Below are 13,451 nucleotides of genomic sequence, written 5' to 3'. Positions count from 1 at the left end.
AAAGCAGACCTACCCCGCCGGCAGTCTCAACCGTACCAGTAGCCCGCCCAGATCCTCGCTCTCCTCGAGCGCAATACTTCCCCCGTAAATCTCTGCCACATCGCGGACGATCGCCAGCCCCAGCCCCGTCCCCGGCTTGCCGCTGTCGAGCCGCACGCCGCGGTCGAAGATGCGCTGGCGGTCGGCGGGCGAAATCCCGGGGCCGTCGTCCTCGACGAGTATCTCGGCCATCGCGCCTTCGCGCTGGACGGTGACGAAGACGCTGCCGCCGCCATATTTGGCCGCATTCTCCAGCAGGTTGCCGATCAGCTCGTCGAGGTCCTGCCGTTCGACGCGCGCGACGAGCGCCTTGTCGCCCGACGCGTCGAGCCGTGCGTTCGGATAGAGCAGCCCGACCGCGCGCGACACGCTGTCGACGCTTTCGCGGATGTTCGCGCGCGCCTGCGCCGCGCCGCGGCGACCCACCGCGCGGGCGCGGGCGAGATGGTGATCGACCTGGCGCTGCATCGTCGCCGCCTCGCGCCGGACCGTCCCGGCAAGCTCGCTGTCCGAACCCGCCGCGCTGTTCACCAGCACCGTCAGCGGCGTCTTCAGTGCATGCGCGAGGTTGCCGGCGTGCAGCCGCGCCTCCTCCGCCTGCTTCTCGTTATGCGCGAGCAGCGCATTCAGCTCGTCGACCATCGGCTGGACCTCCAGCGGCAACGGCGCGGTGATGCGGCGATGCTGCCCCCCGCGCATCGCGGCGATCGCGCGGCGGATCTGGCGCAGCGGCAGCAGGCCGTAGAAGGTCTGGAGCGCCGCGAGGATGATGAGCCCCAGCCCGAGCAGCCCGAGGCTGGGGATCAGGGTCGCGCGCACCGCTCCGATCTGAAGGTCGAGCGCCTCGCGCGACTGCGCGATCTGGAAGCGCCAGCTCGTCTTGCTGCCCGGCAGGATGACGTTGCGCTCGAGAACGCGCAGTTCCTCGTCGGGAAACTGGTTGCTGTTATAGGTGTGAAGCACATTGTCGATATGGGCGCGCGGGGGCTTCAGCGTGCGTTCCCACAGCGAGCGCGAGCGATAGGGCTCCTGCCCCCCGCCGCTGATCTGCCAATAGAGCCCGCTATAGGGTTCGAGGAAACGCTGGTCGCCGAGCGGCTCGATCAGCCGCACCTCGCCGTCGGGGCCGATCTCCGACGAACGGATCATCGCGATCAGCACATATTCGAGGCTCGAATCGAAGTTGCGCGTGATCGCGCCGGTCAGCACCCGGTCGAGCGCGAAGCCGCCGCCGATCAGCAGCACCGAAATCCACAGCGCCGCGATCGCGATCATGCGCCGCGTCAGCGACCCCGTGATGCGGCTTGTCAGCGCGACCGGTTTTGCCGGATCGGCCTCGACCACCGGGGCGACGTCCCCCTCCGCCATCGCTTATGCCGGGTCGTCGAGCTGGTACCCGAGACCGCGGATGGTGGTGATGATGTCGGCGCCCAGCTTCTTGCGGATGCGCGTCACGAACACCTCGATCGTGTTCGAATCGCGATCGAAATCCTGGTCGTAGATATGTTCGATCAGCTCGGTGCGCGACACGACCTTGCCCTTGTGATGGAGCAGGTACGACAGCAGTTTATACTCCTGCGCAGTGAGCTTCACCGGCTCGCCGTCGAGCGTGACGCGGCCCGAACGCGTGTCGAGCCGCACCTTGCCGGCGATGAGCTCGCTCGACGCATTGCCCGCGGCGCGGCGGATCAGCGCGCGGAGGCGTGCGATCAGCTCTTCGGTCTGGAACGGCTTGGCCAGATAGTCGTCGGCGCCCGCGTCGAGCCCGGCGACCTTGTCCGACCAGCTGTCGCGCGCGGTCAGGACGAGCACGGGAAAATTGCGCTTTTCCTTGCGCCAGCGGTCGAGCACGGTCAGCCCGTCGACCTCGGGAAGGCCGAGATCGAGAATCGCCGCGTCGTAATTTTCGCTCGACCCCAGAAAATGGCCGTCCTCGCCATCGGTCGCGAGATCGACGGCATAGCCGGCGCCTTCGAGCGTCGCCTTGAGCTGCGGGCCCAGCGTGGGTTCGTCCTCGACAATCAAAATCCGCATTCAGGCGCCTTTCCTCTGCGCGCCGGCACATCGGGCCGGTCGATGGGGCTGTGTATCAAGTCCGGACGTTCATCGCAAAATCTCGTTGCGACAAACGATCCGGAAGCTCGCGAATGTCAGGGTTTGCGACCGACGATGCGGCCGGTGCGGGCGTCGACATAGACGATGACGACCTGCGCCCCGTCCATGAATTTCAGCGCATAGAGCATGCGGTCGGAATCGAACTGCGGACCGCCAAGATAGGTCATGCCGCTGTACGGCGGCCGGGACTTCACTTCGGCGATCAACCGGTTGAGCGGGATCACCTGTCCCTGCGAAGCGGCCTCGCGCAGATTGTCCTGATCGCGATCGCCACGCGCGGCGGCGGGTGCGCCGGCGGCGAGAAGCGATGCGGAAGCCAATGTTATGGTCAGAATGCGAAACATGCCCACGGTCCTAGTGCGAACGCATTGAATAGGCGATGAATGACCCCGTCAGCCGATATTCGGCTGCCAGCGTCCGCTTTCGAAGGTGCTGCCGGGGGGAATGGTGGGCGCGACAGGGATTGAACCTGTGACCCCACCCGTGTGAAGGGTGTGCTCTACCGCTGAGCTACGCGCCCATTCCAAGGTCGACCGATGGCCGATGCGCCGAAAGCCGGACGGCCATAGCCGCTCGCGCCGGTAATGCAACGCCCATTTGCCGAATTTTCGCCCGCAGATGCAAATCGGGCCGCAGCTTGCGCCACGGCCCGAAATGTTTTCACCAGAAGGTGCCGGCCAACTTAGTTGACGGCGTCCTTGAGGGCCTTGCCGGCCTTGAACTTCGGCTGGTTCGACGCCGCGATGGTCATCGTTTCGCCGGTGCGCGGGTTGCGACCGGTCGAGGCCTTGCGCTTGCTGACAGCAAAGGTGCCGAAGCCGACGAGACGAACTTCGCCGCCCTTCTTCAGCGAGCCCGTGATCGCGTCGAAGACGGCTTCGACGGCCTTGCTCGCGTCACCCTTCGTCAGGCCGCTCGAGTCAGCGACGGCGGCGATCAGGTCTTGTTTGTTCATGCCTAAGGAACCCCTGCATTATGGTTGGATAAATGATTCATGGCCCGAAGCCATGGCGCGCCACTAACGATGTTTAGCCCTGCCTTGTCAAAGCAAAAAAGGGCGAAAACCGACCCAAAACGTCGATTTTGCGACGAATATAGGACGAAATGGCGTCCGGCACCGAAGACTCAGTGCCGAATCGCCGTTTCGGGGTCGCCGCCGGGCGCGATCGGGGGGGACGCGGCGAGTTCGTCGGCCTCGGTCCACTCGATCGGTTCGACCGGGCTGACAAGGGCAACGGCGAGCACTTCGTCGACGTGGCTGACCGGAATGATCTTCAGCGCCTTGGTGATGTTCGCCGGAATCTCGGCCAGATCCTTTTCATTTTCCTCGGGGATCAGCACCGTCGTGATGCCGCCGCGCAGCGCCGCGAGCAGCTTTTCCTTGAGCCCGCCGATCGCCAGCACGCGGCCGCGAAGGGTGACCTCGCCGGTCATCGCGACATCCTTGCGAACCGCAATACCGGTGAGGGTCGAAACCATCGCGGTGACCATGCCGACGCCCGCGGACGGACCGTCCTTCGGCACCGCGCCTTCGGGCAAGTGGATGTGGATGTCCTTGCGCGCGAACAGGCTGGGCTTGATGCCATAGGCCGGCGCACGCGCCTTTACGAACGACAGCGCGGCCTGCACCGACTCGGTCATGACTTCGCCAAGCTTGCCGGTCGTGCGGACCTGGCCCTTGCCCGACACGGTAACCGCTTCGATCGTCAGCAATTCGCCGCCGACTTCGGTCCAGGCGAGCCCCGTGACCGCGCCGACCTGATCCTCGCGGTCCGACACGCCGTGACGGAACTTCCGCACGCCCGCGAATTCCGAAAGATTGTCGGGGGTCACGACGACATTGGTCGCCTTGCCTTCGAGGATCTTGCGCAGCGCCTTGCGCGCCAGACGCGCGATCTCGCGCTCCAGCGTACGGACGCCCGCCTCGCGGGTGTAATAGCGGATCAGGTCGCGAAGCCCCTCTTCGGTCAACTCGAACTCGCCGGCTTTCAGCCCGTGCGCCTCGATCTGCTTTTCGATCAGATGGCGTTTCGCGATCTCGACCTTCTCGTCCTCGGTGTAACCTTCGAGCCGGATGATCTCCATGCGGTCGAGCAGCGGCTGCGGCAGATTGAGCGAGTTCGCCGTCGTCACGAACATGATGTCGCTAAGGTCGACGTCGACCTCCAGATAATGGTCCTGGAACTTCGCATTCTGTTCGGGATCGAGCACCTCGAGCAGTGCCGAGGCCGGATCGCCGCGGAAATCCTGACCCAGCTTGTCGATCTCGTCGAGCAGGAACAGCGGGTTCATCGTGCCGGCCTTCTTGAGGTTGGTCACGATCTTGCCCGGCAGCGAGCCGATATAGGTGCGGCGGTGGCCGCGGATTTCGGCCTCGTCGCGCACGCCGCCCAGCGACTGGCGCACGAATTCGCGGCCCGTGGCTTTCGCGATCGAACGGCCGAGCGAGGTCTTGCCGACGCCCGGAGGGCCGACGAGGCACAGGATCGGCCCCTTCAGCTTGTTGGTGCGCGCCTGCACGGCCAGATATTCGACGATCCGGTCCTTGACCTTCTCGAGCGCATAATGGTCGTCGTCGAGGACGGCCTGCGCCTTCGCGATATCCTTCTTCAGCTTCGACTTCTTGCCCCACGGCAGGCCGATCAGCGTGTCGAGATAGTTGCGGACGACGGTCGCCTCGGCCGACATCGGCGCCATCGCGCGGAGCTTCTTCAGCTCGGCGTTCGCCTTGGCCTTCGCCTCCTTCGACATTTTGAGGCCGTCGATCCTGAGCTGCAGCTCGGCAAGGTCGTCGCCGCCCTCGCCATTGTCGTTGCCCAGCTCGCGCTGGATCGCCTTCAGCTGCTCGTTCAGATAATATTCGCGCTGGCTCTTTTCCATCTGGCGCTTCACGCGGCCGCGGATCTTCTTCTCGACCTGCAGCACGCCGAGCTCGCCCTCCATGAAGGCGAACACCATTTCGAGCCGCTTGGCGGGCGCATCCTCGACGAGCAGCGTCTGCTTGTCCGAGACCTTGATGTTGAGATTGCCCGCAACCGAGTCGGCGAGGCGCGAGGCATCGTCGATCTGCGACAGCTGCACCGCGGTTTCGGCCGGCATCTTCTTGTTGAGCTTGGCATAGCTTTCGAACTGGTCGACGACCGAGCGCATCAGCGCCGCGGTGTCGACGCTGTCGTCGAGCGTGTCGGCGATCGGCTTCACCGTCGCCATCACCGCCTTGCCCTCGTCGACAAGGTTCGTCAGCTTCGCGCGTTCCTTGCCCTCGACCAGCACGCGAACGGTGCCGTCGGGCAGCTTCAGCAGTTGCAGGACGGTGGCGATCACGCCGACGTCATACAGGTCGTCGCGCTGCGGATCGTCCTCGCCCGGATCGAGCTGGGCGACGAGAAAGATTTCCTTGTCCGATTCCATCGCGGTTTCGAGCGCGGCGACGGAACGGTCGCGGCCGACGAACAGCGGCACGATCATATGCGGGAAAACAACGATGTCACGCAGCGGAAGCAGGGGATAAGATTGCGTCATTGGGACTCCTGAGCGGGCACCGACCGGCGCTCCGCCCTTCTTATAGGCATTTCATCGCTAATATGGCGTAACTTGCCGCGCATTCAATGACGCAGCGCTGAACGGGCAATCCGGCAAAGCGGGATCGCCGCGCTGTATCGTCATCGCGACGTTAGGGATCGGCGAACGGCCGGTCAGAACGGCAGCTTGAAACCCGGCGGCAGCGGCAGACCGCTGGTCATCTTGCCCATTTCCTCGTTGCTGGCGTGGTCGGCCTTTTCGCGGGCGTCGTTGAACGCCGCAGCGAGCAAATCTTCGAGCATCTGCTTGTCGGCCGGAACGATCAGGCTGTCGTCGATATGGATCGCCTTGATCCGGCCCTTGGCGGTCGCGGTGATCCTGACGAGCCCGCCGCCCGAAACGCCCTCGACCTCGACATTGTCGAGCTTCGCCTGCGCTTCCTGCATCTGGGCCTGCACCGTGGCAGCCGCTTCCTGCGCCGCCTTCATCATTTCTTCGATCGATTTCATGGATTTGGACCTATTTACTGTCGTCGGCAAATCTTGCCTCGGGGAAAGCCGCAAATGCTGCCTTTACGACCGGCAGTTCGCGAATGCGGGAATCATTGTCGGCGAGCTTCGCAGCGCGCATCTGGCCCAGACTCGGGCGACCTTCGCCCTCGCCCGCGCGAACCTGCCAGCGGCTGCCGGTCTGGTTGAGCAGCGCTTCGCCCAGCCGGCGCGCAAAATCGCCGTCAAGCGCTGGAACCGGCACATAGACGAGCAGGCCGGGTTCGAGCTCCAGAAGCTTGAGGTCATCATAAACTTGCCGCGCAAGCTGATGATTACCCGTGCTTTCGAGCAACTGATGGATCTGCGCGATCGTCAGCGCCGACGGCGCGACCTCGGCAACCGGTTCGGCCGCCGCGCTTTCCGATCCGCCCGGGGCCGGAGGCGCGGCGAGCGGCATCGTCGGCACGCCACCCGATTCGAGCAGTTTCGCGAGCTCGCCCGGATCGGGCAGCGATGCCGCATAAATCACGCGGAGCAGCAGCATTTCGAGATGCTCGAGCGGATTGTTCGCGCGGAGCACCTCGTCATGCCCCTTCAGGAGCAACTGCCATAACCGGTTGAGGGGCGCGAAACCCAGCTTCTGCGCCCACTCGCCGATCCGTTCGCGGTCGCTCGCGGCAAGCGCGGGGTCGTCGTGGCGCGACACCTTGGCGAGCGTCACCGCATGCGTCAGGTCCATCAGCCCGCGCACCATCGCGACGGGCTCGATCCCCAGGGCATATTGCGCGCGGGCCAAATCGATCGCGCCGCCGCTGTCGCCTTCGAGGATCGCCGCCATCAACTGGGTGATCGCGGTGCGATCCGACAAGCCGAGCATCGTGCGCACCTGATCGGCGCCGATCTTGCCGCCGCCATCGAGGTCGGCGTGCGCGATCGCCTGGTCGAGGATCGACAGCCCGTCGCGCACCGATCCCTCGGCGGCGTTGGCGATCAGCCAGATCGCCGGCGCCTCGGCCTCGACGCCTTCCTTCTGCAGTATCGCGCTGAAGTGCGCGAAGAGCATGTCGGGGGTGATACGGCGAAGGTCGAAGCGCTGGCAGCGCGACAGCACCGTCACCGGCACCTTGTTCACTTCGGTCGTCGCGAACAGGAATTTGACGTGCGGCGGCGGCTCTTCAAGCGTTTTCAGAAGCGCGTTGAAGGCATTACGCGACAACATGTGCACTTCGTCGATGATGTAGATCTTGTAGCGCGCCGAGACCGCGGCATAGCGCACCGCCTCGATAATCTCGCGCACATCGTCGACGCCGGTGTTCGATGCGGCGTCCATTTCGATCACGTCGATATGGCGCCCTTCGGTGATCGCGCGGCACGGCTCGCACACCCCGCACGGGTCGATCGTCGGCCCGCCCTGCCCGTCGGGACCGATGCAGTTGAGCGCCTTGGCGATCAGGCGCGCGGTCGACGTCTTGCCGACCCCGCGCACCCCGGTCATCAGAAAGGCGTGCGCCAGCCGGTCGCGGGCAATCGCATTGCCCAGCGTCTTCACCATCGCATCCTGCCCGATCAGTTCGGCAAAGGTTTGCGGGCGATATTTGCGGGCCAGGACGCGATAAGGCCCGCTCGACGGCTGCGGCGCCGTCTCGGGCAGGTCCATTCCCAGCATCGGGATATCGTCGTCGGCGGAATCGCTCATGGCCCCGTCTTAGGGGTGTGCCGCGGTCTTGTCGAAGGGGGAAATGGGTGGGAGCCGGAACGACCCGCAGCGAATTCGTTGCGGCTGCTTCCTTCCGGACCTGACCGGGTTGGCGAAGACTGCGTCCGCCCGACTCCCGCGGCGCATATGGCGGCGACGGCACCGAAATGCAAGCCGCGCGGTCAGTCGGGAAGATTCTCCGCAATCGCGCGCCCGACCTCGGCGAGCAGCGCATTGGCGGCATCGCCGGTCACGGTGGGCCGGTCGAGGAACGCCGCGAGCATATATTTGCTGCCGTCGGGCGCCTCGATGAACGCGACGTCGTTATAGGCGGTCCCGCAAGTCCCGGTCTTGTCGCCCGCGATCCACGCCGGCGGCAGCCCCGCCCGGATGCGCGCACGGCCGGTCTCGCTGTCGATCAGCCAGCCGCGCAGCTGGCGCCGATAGTCGGCGTTCAGATAGTCGCCATAGACCAGCATCGCGCCGCTCTTCGCCATCGCCGCGGGGCTGGTCGTGTCGCGCGGGTCGCCCGGAGCATTCTCGTTGAGGTCGGGCTCGTTGCGGTCGAGCCTTGTAACCACATCGCCCATCGCACGAACGCGCTGGGTGAAACTGGCCGGGCCACCGGTCGCCTTCAAAATCAGGTTGGCCGCGGCATTGTCGCTGACCTTGACGATCTGCTCGGCGGCGAAGCCGAGGCGCAGTTCGCCGGAGCCGACCTGCGTCTCGCTGTAAGGCGAATGCGGCAGCAGATCGGCTGCCGAGAGCGCAAGCGGCGTTCGCAGCGACGGCCCGCCATTCGCCGCGCCGCGCAAGACCTGCCCGGCGAGGAGCAGCTTGAAGGTCGAGCACATCGCGAAGCGCTGATCGCTGCGCTGCCCCAGCAACAGCCGCCCGGTCGTATCGGTCAGCGCGATGCCCATCCGCCCGCCCGACCGCCGCTCGATGTCGGCCAGCTGCTTGGCGAGAATGACCGAATCGCCCGTCGGCTCGCGGACGGGAGCGGACGAGGATGAGGCGCATGCTGCGAGCGCGAGCAGCGGCAGCATCGCGAGCATCCGCATCAGCGCGGCCCCTGCATGTTGCGGCTTTCGCTGGGGATATGGACAGTGAGTCCGTCGAGATCGTCGGTCAGCACGATCTGGCACGACAGGCGGCTCGTGCGACGCACGCCGGCCGCGAGATCGAGCATATCCTCCTCCATCTCGCTCGCGGGCGGCAGGCGGTCGAAATCCTCCTTCGCAACGATGACATGGCAGGTCGAACAGGCCATCTGCCCCTCGCACGTCCCCTCGAGCGGCATCAGATGCGCCTGCGCGATGTCGAGCAGGATGGAGCCCGACTCGGCTTCGGCCTCGGTGCGCCCCTTGCCGTCGGCGTGGATGAAGGTGACGCGCAATCAATTCACTCCCTGTAGCCGGGCCGCATCCTTGATCGCCTGCAGGCCCTCACGCAACGCCTCTTCGGTCGTATAGCGTCCCCAACCGAGACGGATCGAGGCGCGCGCGTCGGCTTCGCTGACACCCATCGCGCGCAGCACATGGCTGACCTTGCCCGACCCGCTGCCGCACGCGCTGCCCAGCGAGAAGGCGACATTGCGCGCGTCGGACATCAGGCGGAGCCCGTTCACGCCCTCGCGCCGGATATTGAGGTTGCCGTGATAACGTGGGTTCGCCGCGCCGTTGAGCGTCCATTCGGGGAGCGTATCCATTGCGAGCGACCAGAGCCGCTCGGCATGCTCCGCATCCTTGTCGAACCGCTCGGCCGCGAGCGCCGCCGCGGCGCCGAAACCCGCACAGAGCGCAGGCGAGACCGTGCCCGACCGCATCCCCTGCTCCTGCGCGCCGCCGTACATCAAAGGCTCGAGATCGACCCCGTCCCTCACCCACAGCGCGCCAATGCCCTTCGGCCCGTGAATCTTGTGCGCCGAAAGCGCGATCAAATCTGCCTCTTCGGGGATCGCGACGCGGCCATAGCCCTGCACCGCGTCGCAGAGCAGCAGGCTGTTCTTCGCGTGCGCGGTCGCCGCGAAATCGGCGACCGGCTGGATCGTCCCGACCTCGTTGTTCACCAGCATCGTCGCGACGATGCCGTTCTCGGGGATCGGCGCATCCCCGGGCGGCAGCGCCAGCCCCGCGCCGTCGACCGGCAGGATGGCCGCATTCAGCCGTTCGAGGCACTGCAGCGACGCCGCATGTTCGATGCTGAGCCCCGCGACACCGCCGGGCTTCGCCCTGGCGCCGCTGAACAACGCCCAGTTGAGCGCCTCCGTCGCGCCGGAGGTGAAGAACACCCTCCCGCCCCTTGGCAGCAGCGCCGCGACCCGATCGCGCGCGACTTCGACCGCCGCCGCAGCAGCGCGGCCCGCCTTGTGCGTGCTCGACGGGTTCGCAAACCCATCGCCTTCTCCCGGCCCTTCCAGCCAGCGCAGCATCGCCTCGCGCGCTTCGGGAGCGAGCGGCGTAGTGGCCTGATAGTCGAGGTAAATCATCCGCCGAGAGAGTCCTTGTTGCGAACGATTCGCAAAAGTTGCAAGTTGCTACCCGTTTTCTATATAGGCGCCATCTTCGCTCCGCCACCCCGCCAGCCGGCGATTCGGCCTTGAGCTCAAAAAGACAAGAGGTGCTCCCATGCCCGACGTGATTTTCCCCGGCCCCGAGGGCCGCATCGAAGGCCGTTTTTCGCCGCCGCCGCGCCCGCGCGCGCCGGTCGCGCTGATCCTGCACCCGCACCCGCAGGGTGGCGGCACGATGAACGACCGCATCACGCAGGCGATGTACAAGAGCTTCGTCGCGCGCGGCTTCGCCGTGCTGCGCTTCAACTTCCGCGGCGTCGGCCGCAGCCAGGGTACGTTCGACAACGGGATCGGCGAGCTGAGCGACGCCGCCTCGGCGCTCGACTGGGTCCAGTCGATCCATCCCGAGGCGCAGACCACGTGGGTCGCCGGCTTCAGCTTCGGTGCATGGATCGGCATGCAGCTGCTGATGCGCCGTCCGGAGATCCGCGGCTTCCTGTCGGTCGCGCCGCCGGCGAACATGTATGACTTCAGCTTCCTCGCGCCCTGCCCCTCGTCGGGCATCATCGTCGCGGGCGGTCAGGACGAGATCGTTCCGCCGGCCGCGATCCAGAAGCTGGTCGACAAGCTGCGGACGCAAAAGGGCATCACGATCCATCACGACGAGATCCCGCGCGCCAACCACTTCTTCGAGCATGAGCTCGACCAGTTGATGAAATCGCTCGATAACTATCTGGATATGCGGCTCGCGCCCGATTCGCCGATCCGCTGAGCCCGGCCTACTTCGTCGGGATCATCCAGATCGCCACATTGGCGAACAGCACCAGCGCCGCGACCAGCATCAGCAGCGCGCGGCGCCGGTCGCCGTGGCGGAAGACCATGAACGCGCCGCCGAGCAGCGCGAAGCCACCGAGCATGGCTATCGAAAGCAGAGTGTCGCCCATGGCGGCGCTCTACGGCGGCGCGTCCGGGCGGTCAAACCGCCATTGTTACAAATCGGGGTCGAAAAGCGCCGCCTCCCTGTGGCCAAGTGCAAACGCTTCGCCTAAAGGCCGCTCATCGATTCCCTTTCTCCAGCGGGAGCCGCACCGATGCGCATCGCGATAGCCTCTGACCACGCCGCATACGAGCTGAAGGCCGTGCTCGCCGACTGGCTGCGCGCCGAGGGGCACGAGGTCGCCGACCTCGGTACCAACGGCCCCGACAGCGTCGACTATCCTGACTATGGCTATCGTCTGGCCGAAGCGGTCGCGGACGGCAGCGCCGACAAGGGCGTCGCGCTCTGCGGGTCGGGCATCGGCATCTCGATCTCGGTCAACCGCAACCCGGCGTGCCGCTGCGCGCTCGTGTCCGAACCGCTGTCGGCGAAACTCTCGCGCGAGCATAATGACGCGAACGTCATCGCGCTCGGCGCGCGCCTGACCGGTATCGACATGGCGAAGGCGTGCATCGCCGCCTTCCTGACCACAGATTTCGCCGGCGACCGCCACGCGCGCCGCGTCGACAAACTATCCAACCCGCCGCAACTGGAGACCAGCCGATGACCACCGACACGCTCGACAAGCCCATCAAATCGGCCGGCTATTTCACCGATGGCGTAGGCACCACCGACCCCGCGGTCGCGGCGGCGATGAAGCATGAAATGGAGCGCGAACAGTATCAGATCGAGCTGATCGCCTCGGAAAACATCGTCTCGAAGGCGGTGCTGGAAGCACAGGGATCGGTCTTCACCAACAAATATGCCGAGGGCTATCCCGGCAAGCGCTATTATCAGGGCTGCGCCCCGTCGGACGAGGTCGAGCAGCTCGCGATCGACCGCGCCAAGAAGCTCTTCGACTGCGGCTTCGCCAACGTCCAGCCGCACTCGGGCGCACAGGCGAACGGCGCGGTGATGCTGGCGCTGACCAAGCCCGGCGCGACGATCCTCGGCATGAGCCTCGACGCCGGCGGCCACCTGACCCACGGCGCTCCGCCGGCGATGTCGGGCAAATGGTTCAACGCGGTGCAATATGGCGTCCGCGCCGACGATCATCTCGTCGATTTCGACCAGGTCGAGGCATTGGCGAAGGAGCATCGCCCCTCGCTGATCATCGCGGGTGGCTCGGCCTATCCGCGCACGCTCGACTTCGCGCGCTTCCGGGCGATCGCCGACGACGTCGGCGCGCTGCTGATGGTCGACATGGCGCATTTCGCGGGCCTCGTCGCCGGCGGCGCGCATCCCTCACCGATGGAGCATGCCCACGTCGTCACCACGACGACGCACAAGACGCTGCGCGGTCCGCGCGGCGGCATGATCCTGACCAATGACGAGGCGATCGCGAAGCGTATCAATTCGGCGGTCTTCCCCGGCCTGCAGGGCGGCCCGCTGATGCACGTCATCGCCGCGAAAGCGGTCGCCTTCGGCGAGGCGCTGCGTCCCGAATTCAAGGACTATGCCAAGGCGACGATCGCCAACGCGCAGGCGCTCGCCAACCGGCTGAAGGCACGCGGCGCCGACGTCGTCGCGGGCGGCACCGACACGCACCTCGCGCTGATCGACCTGCGTCCGCTCGGCATCACCGGCCGCGACGCCGACGAGGCGCTCGAACGCTCGGCGATCACCTGCAACAAGAATGGCGTGCCCTTCGACCCGCTGCCGCCGGTCAAGACCAGCGGCATCCGCGTCGGCTCGCCCGCCGGCACGACGCGCGGCTTCGGCATCGCCGAGTTCGAGGATATCGGCGATATGGTCGCCGACGTTCTGGAAGCGCTGCGCGACAAGGGCGAACATGGCGACGCCGATGTCGAGGCGAATGTCCGCGGCCGCGTGCGCGCGCTGTGCGAACGCTTCCCCATCTATCAGGGGTAAGGCGATGGCGCGGCAGCATCCCGAAGAGCCGACGCTGGTCGAGCTGACGATCGAAGAGATTAAGGCGATGGGCAAGCAGGGGGCAAAGCATCCCTCGACCAAGCCCGTCCTGATCGGCGGCGGACTCGGCGCCGCCGCGGGCCTGATCCTGCCCGTCGTGACATGGCCTGTCGGTCTGTTTGCGGGCGCCGCCATTGCGCTGATCAGCCGGGTGAAACGCTGACC

The 13,451-nt window shown here is 66.0% G+C and carries 15 protein-coding genes, 1 tRNA gene and 1 other RNA gene; 4 read left to right on the top strand and 13 right to left on the bottom strand.

Translation table 11 applies throughout. The features are described from left to right. Positions 1–9: 9 nt before the first annotated feature. The 12 genes from L7H23_RS18350 to L7H23_RS18295 all read right to left on the bottom strand — a co-directional run bounded on the left by L7H23_RS18350 (position 10) and on the right by L7H23_RS18295 (position 10,354). Positions 10–1,314: a HAMP domain-containing sensor histidine kinase gene (locus L7H23_RS18350; RefSeq protein WP_345790430.1), complete on the bottom strand. Its 1,305-nt coding sequence runs from the start codon at positions 1,312–1,314 to the stop codon at positions 10–12. 96 nt (positions 1,315–1,410) lie between these two features. Continuing rightward, complete coding sequence (locus L7H23_RS18345) at positions 1,411–2,073, bottom strand: response regulator transcription factor (protein WP_237837298.1); 663 nt, start codon at positions 2,071–2,073, stop codon at positions 1,411–1,413. A 116-nt stretch (positions 2,074–2,189) separates the two neighbouring features. Further along, positions 2,190–2,498 (bottom strand): hypothetical protein, encoded by a 309-nt coding sequence (locus L7H23_RS18340; RefSeq protein ID WP_237837297.1) that lies wholly within the window; start codon positions 2,496–2,498, stop codon positions 2,190–2,192. A 101-nt stretch (positions 2,499–2,599) separates the two neighbouring features. Continuing rightward, positions 2,600–2,674, bottom strand: a tRNA-Val gene (locus L7H23_RS18335). A gap of 162 nt (positions 2,675–2,836) precedes the next feature. Next, positions 2,837–3,109 carry an HU family DNA-binding protein gene (locus L7H23_RS18330; RefSeq protein ID WP_037510426.1) on the bottom strand — a complete coding sequence of 91 codons (273 nt, stop codon included), beginning with the start codon at positions 3,107–3,109 and terminating at the stop codon, positions 2,837–2,839. 170 nt (positions 3,110–3,279) lie between these two features. Beyond that, positions 3,280–5,676, bottom strand: a complete 2,397-nt coding sequence (lon, locus tag L7H23_RS18325; protein WP_237837296.1) for an endopeptidase La — start codon at positions 5,674–5,676, stop codon at positions 3,280–3,282. A 173-nt stretch (positions 5,677–5,849) separates the two neighbouring features. Next, positions 5,850–6,185, bottom strand: coding sequence for a YbaB/EbfC family nucleoid-associated protein (locus tag L7H23_RS18320; RefSeq protein ID WP_237837295.1), 336 nt, complete (start codon positions 6,183–6,185; stop codon positions 5,850–5,852). 10 nt (positions 6,186–6,195) lie between these two features. Further along, on the bottom strand, positions 6,196–7,824 hold the full coding sequence (locus L7H23_RS18315; RefSeq protein ID WP_237839291.1) for a DNA polymerase III subunit gamma/tau: 1,629 nt from the start codon (positions 7,822–7,824) through the stop codon (positions 6,196–6,198). A gap of 82 nt (positions 7,825–7,906) precedes the next feature. Next, positions 7,907–8,004, bottom strand: an RNA gene (ffs, locus tag L7H23_RS18310) — signal recognition particle sRNA small type. Between the two features lie 41 nt (positions 8,005–8,045). Further along, positions 8,046–8,927: a class A beta-lactamase gene (gene bla / locus L7H23_RS18305; RefSeq protein WP_237837294.1), complete on the bottom strand. Its 882-nt coding sequence runs from the start codon at positions 8,925–8,927 to the stop codon at positions 8,046–8,048. After that, positions 8,927–9,262 (bottom strand): 2Fe-2S iron-sulfur cluster-binding protein, encoded by a 336-nt coding sequence (locus L7H23_RS18300; RefSeq protein ID WP_237837293.1) that lies wholly within the window; start codon positions 9,260–9,262, stop codon positions 8,927–8,929. The genes bla and L7H23_RS18300 overlap by 1 nt, the downstream gene beginning before the upstream one ends. After that, a complete protein-coding gene (locus tag L7H23_RS18295; protein WP_237837292.1) occupies positions 9,263–10,354 on the bottom strand; it encodes an aminotransferase class V-fold PLP-dependent enzyme in 1,092 nt (363 codons plus the stop codon). A gap of 139 nt (positions 10,355–10,493) precedes the next feature. On the opposite strand from L7H23_RS18295, the gene L7H23_RS18290 reads away from it, so the two are divergent. Further along, positions 10,494–11,150 carry an alpha/beta hydrolase gene (locus L7H23_RS18290; protein ID WP_058453864.1) on the top strand — a complete coding sequence of 219 codons (657 nt, stop codon included), beginning with the start codon at positions 10,494–10,496 and terminating at the stop codon, positions 11,148–11,150. Between the two features lie 7 nt (positions 11,151–11,157). On the opposite strand, the gene L7H23_RS18285 is transcribed toward L7H23_RS18290, so the two are convergent. Next, complete coding sequence (locus tag L7H23_RS18285; protein ID WP_237837291.1) at positions 11,158–11,322, bottom strand: hypothetical protein; 165 nt, start codon at positions 11,320–11,322, stop codon at positions 11,158–11,160. A 147-nt stretch (positions 11,323–11,469) separates the two neighbouring features. Between L7H23_RS18285 and rpiB the strand changes: the two genes are divergently transcribed. From rpiB to L7H23_RS18270, 3 genes are read left to right on the top strand one after another with little or no spacing between them, the layout of a single operon-like run. Next, entirely contained in the window at positions 11,470–11,922 is a 453-nt protein-coding gene (gene rpiB, locus L7H23_RS18280; RefSeq protein WP_237837290.1) for a ribose 5-phosphate isomerase B, read from the top strand. Next, entirely contained in the window at positions 11,919–13,226 is a 1,308-nt protein-coding gene (glyA, locus tag L7H23_RS18275) for a serine hydroxymethyltransferase (RefSeq protein ID WP_237837289.1), read from the top strand. The genes rpiB and glyA overlap by 4 nt, the downstream gene beginning before the upstream one ends. 4 nt (positions 13,227–13,230) lie before the next feature. Then, complete coding sequence (locus L7H23_RS18270) at positions 13,231–13,449, top strand: hypothetical protein (protein WP_237837288.1); 219 nt, start codon at positions 13,231–13,233, stop codon at positions 13,447–13,449. The last annotated feature ends 2 nt before the right edge of the window (positions 13,450–13,451 follow it).

This window comes from Sphingopyxis sp. BSN-002, from assembly GCF_022024275.1.
Classification (GTDB): domain Bacteria; phylum Pseudomonadota; class Alphaproteobacteria; order Sphingomonadales; family Sphingomonadaceae; genus Sphingopyxis.
The sequence above is the reverse complement of the archived record's forward strand: the minus strand, read 5'-3'. Positions and strand labels throughout refer to the sequence as shown.

What these genes read in the sequence shown, in the direction of transcription:
- lon (WP_237837296.1), bottom strand. Translation starts at nt 5,676, where the DNA reads ATGACGCAATCTTATCCCCTGCTTCCGCTGCGTGACATCGTTGTTTTC.
- L7H23_RS18290 (WP_058453864.1), top strand. Translation starts at nt 10,494, where the DNA reads ATGCCCGACGTGATTTTCCCCGGCCCCGAGGGCCGCATCGAAGGCCGT.
- L7H23_RS18270 (WP_237837288.1), top strand. Translation starts at nt 13,231, where the DNA reads ATGGCGCGGCAGCATCCCGAAGAGCCGACGCTGGTCGAGCTGACGATC.
- L7H23_RS18320 (WP_237837295.1), bottom strand. Translation starts at nt 6,185, where the DNA reads ATGAAATCGATCGAAGAAATGATGAAGGCGGCGCAGGAAGCGGCTGCC.
- L7H23_RS18330 (WP_037510426.1), bottom strand. Translation starts at nt 3,109, where the DNA reads ATGAACAAACAAGACCTGATCGCCGCCGTCGCTGACTCGAGCGGCCTG.
- L7H23_RS18295 (WP_237837292.1), bottom strand. Translation starts at nt 10,354, where the DNA reads ATGATTTACCTCGACTATCAGGCCACTACGCCGCTCGCTCCCGAAGCG.
- L7H23_RS18345 (WP_237837298.1), bottom strand. Translation starts at nt 2,073, where the DNA reads ATGCGGATTTTGATTGTCGAGGACGAACCCACGCTGGGCCCGCAGCTC.
- glyA (WP_237837289.1), top strand. Translation starts at nt 11,919, where the DNA reads ATGACCACCGACACGCTCGACAAGCCCATCAAATCGGCCGGCTATTTC.
- L7H23_RS18285 (WP_237837291.1), bottom strand. Translation starts at nt 11,322, where the DNA reads ATGGGCGACACTCTGCTTTCGATAGCCATGCTCGGTGGCTTCGCGCTG.
- L7H23_RS18350 (WP_345790430.1), bottom strand. Translation starts at nt 1,314, where the DNA reads ATGATCGCGATCGCGGCGCTGTGGATTTCGGTGCTGCTGATCGGCGGC.
- L7H23_RS18315 (WP_237839291.1), bottom strand. Translation starts at nt 7,824, where the DNA reads ATGGACCTGCCCGAGACGGCGCCGCAGCCGTCGAGCGGGCCTTATCGC.
- L7H23_RS18340 (WP_237837297.1), bottom strand. Translation starts at nt 2,498, where the DNA reads ATGTTTCGCATTCTGACCATAACATTGGCTTCCGCATCGCTTCTCGCC.
- bla (WP_237837294.1), bottom strand. Translation starts at nt 8,927, where the DNA reads ATGCGGATGCTCGCGATGCTGCCGCTGCTCGCGCTCGCAGCATGCGCC.
- rpiB (WP_237837290.1), top strand. Translation starts at nt 11,470, where the DNA reads ATGCGCATCGCGATAGCCTCTGACCACGCCGCATACGAGCTGAAGGCC.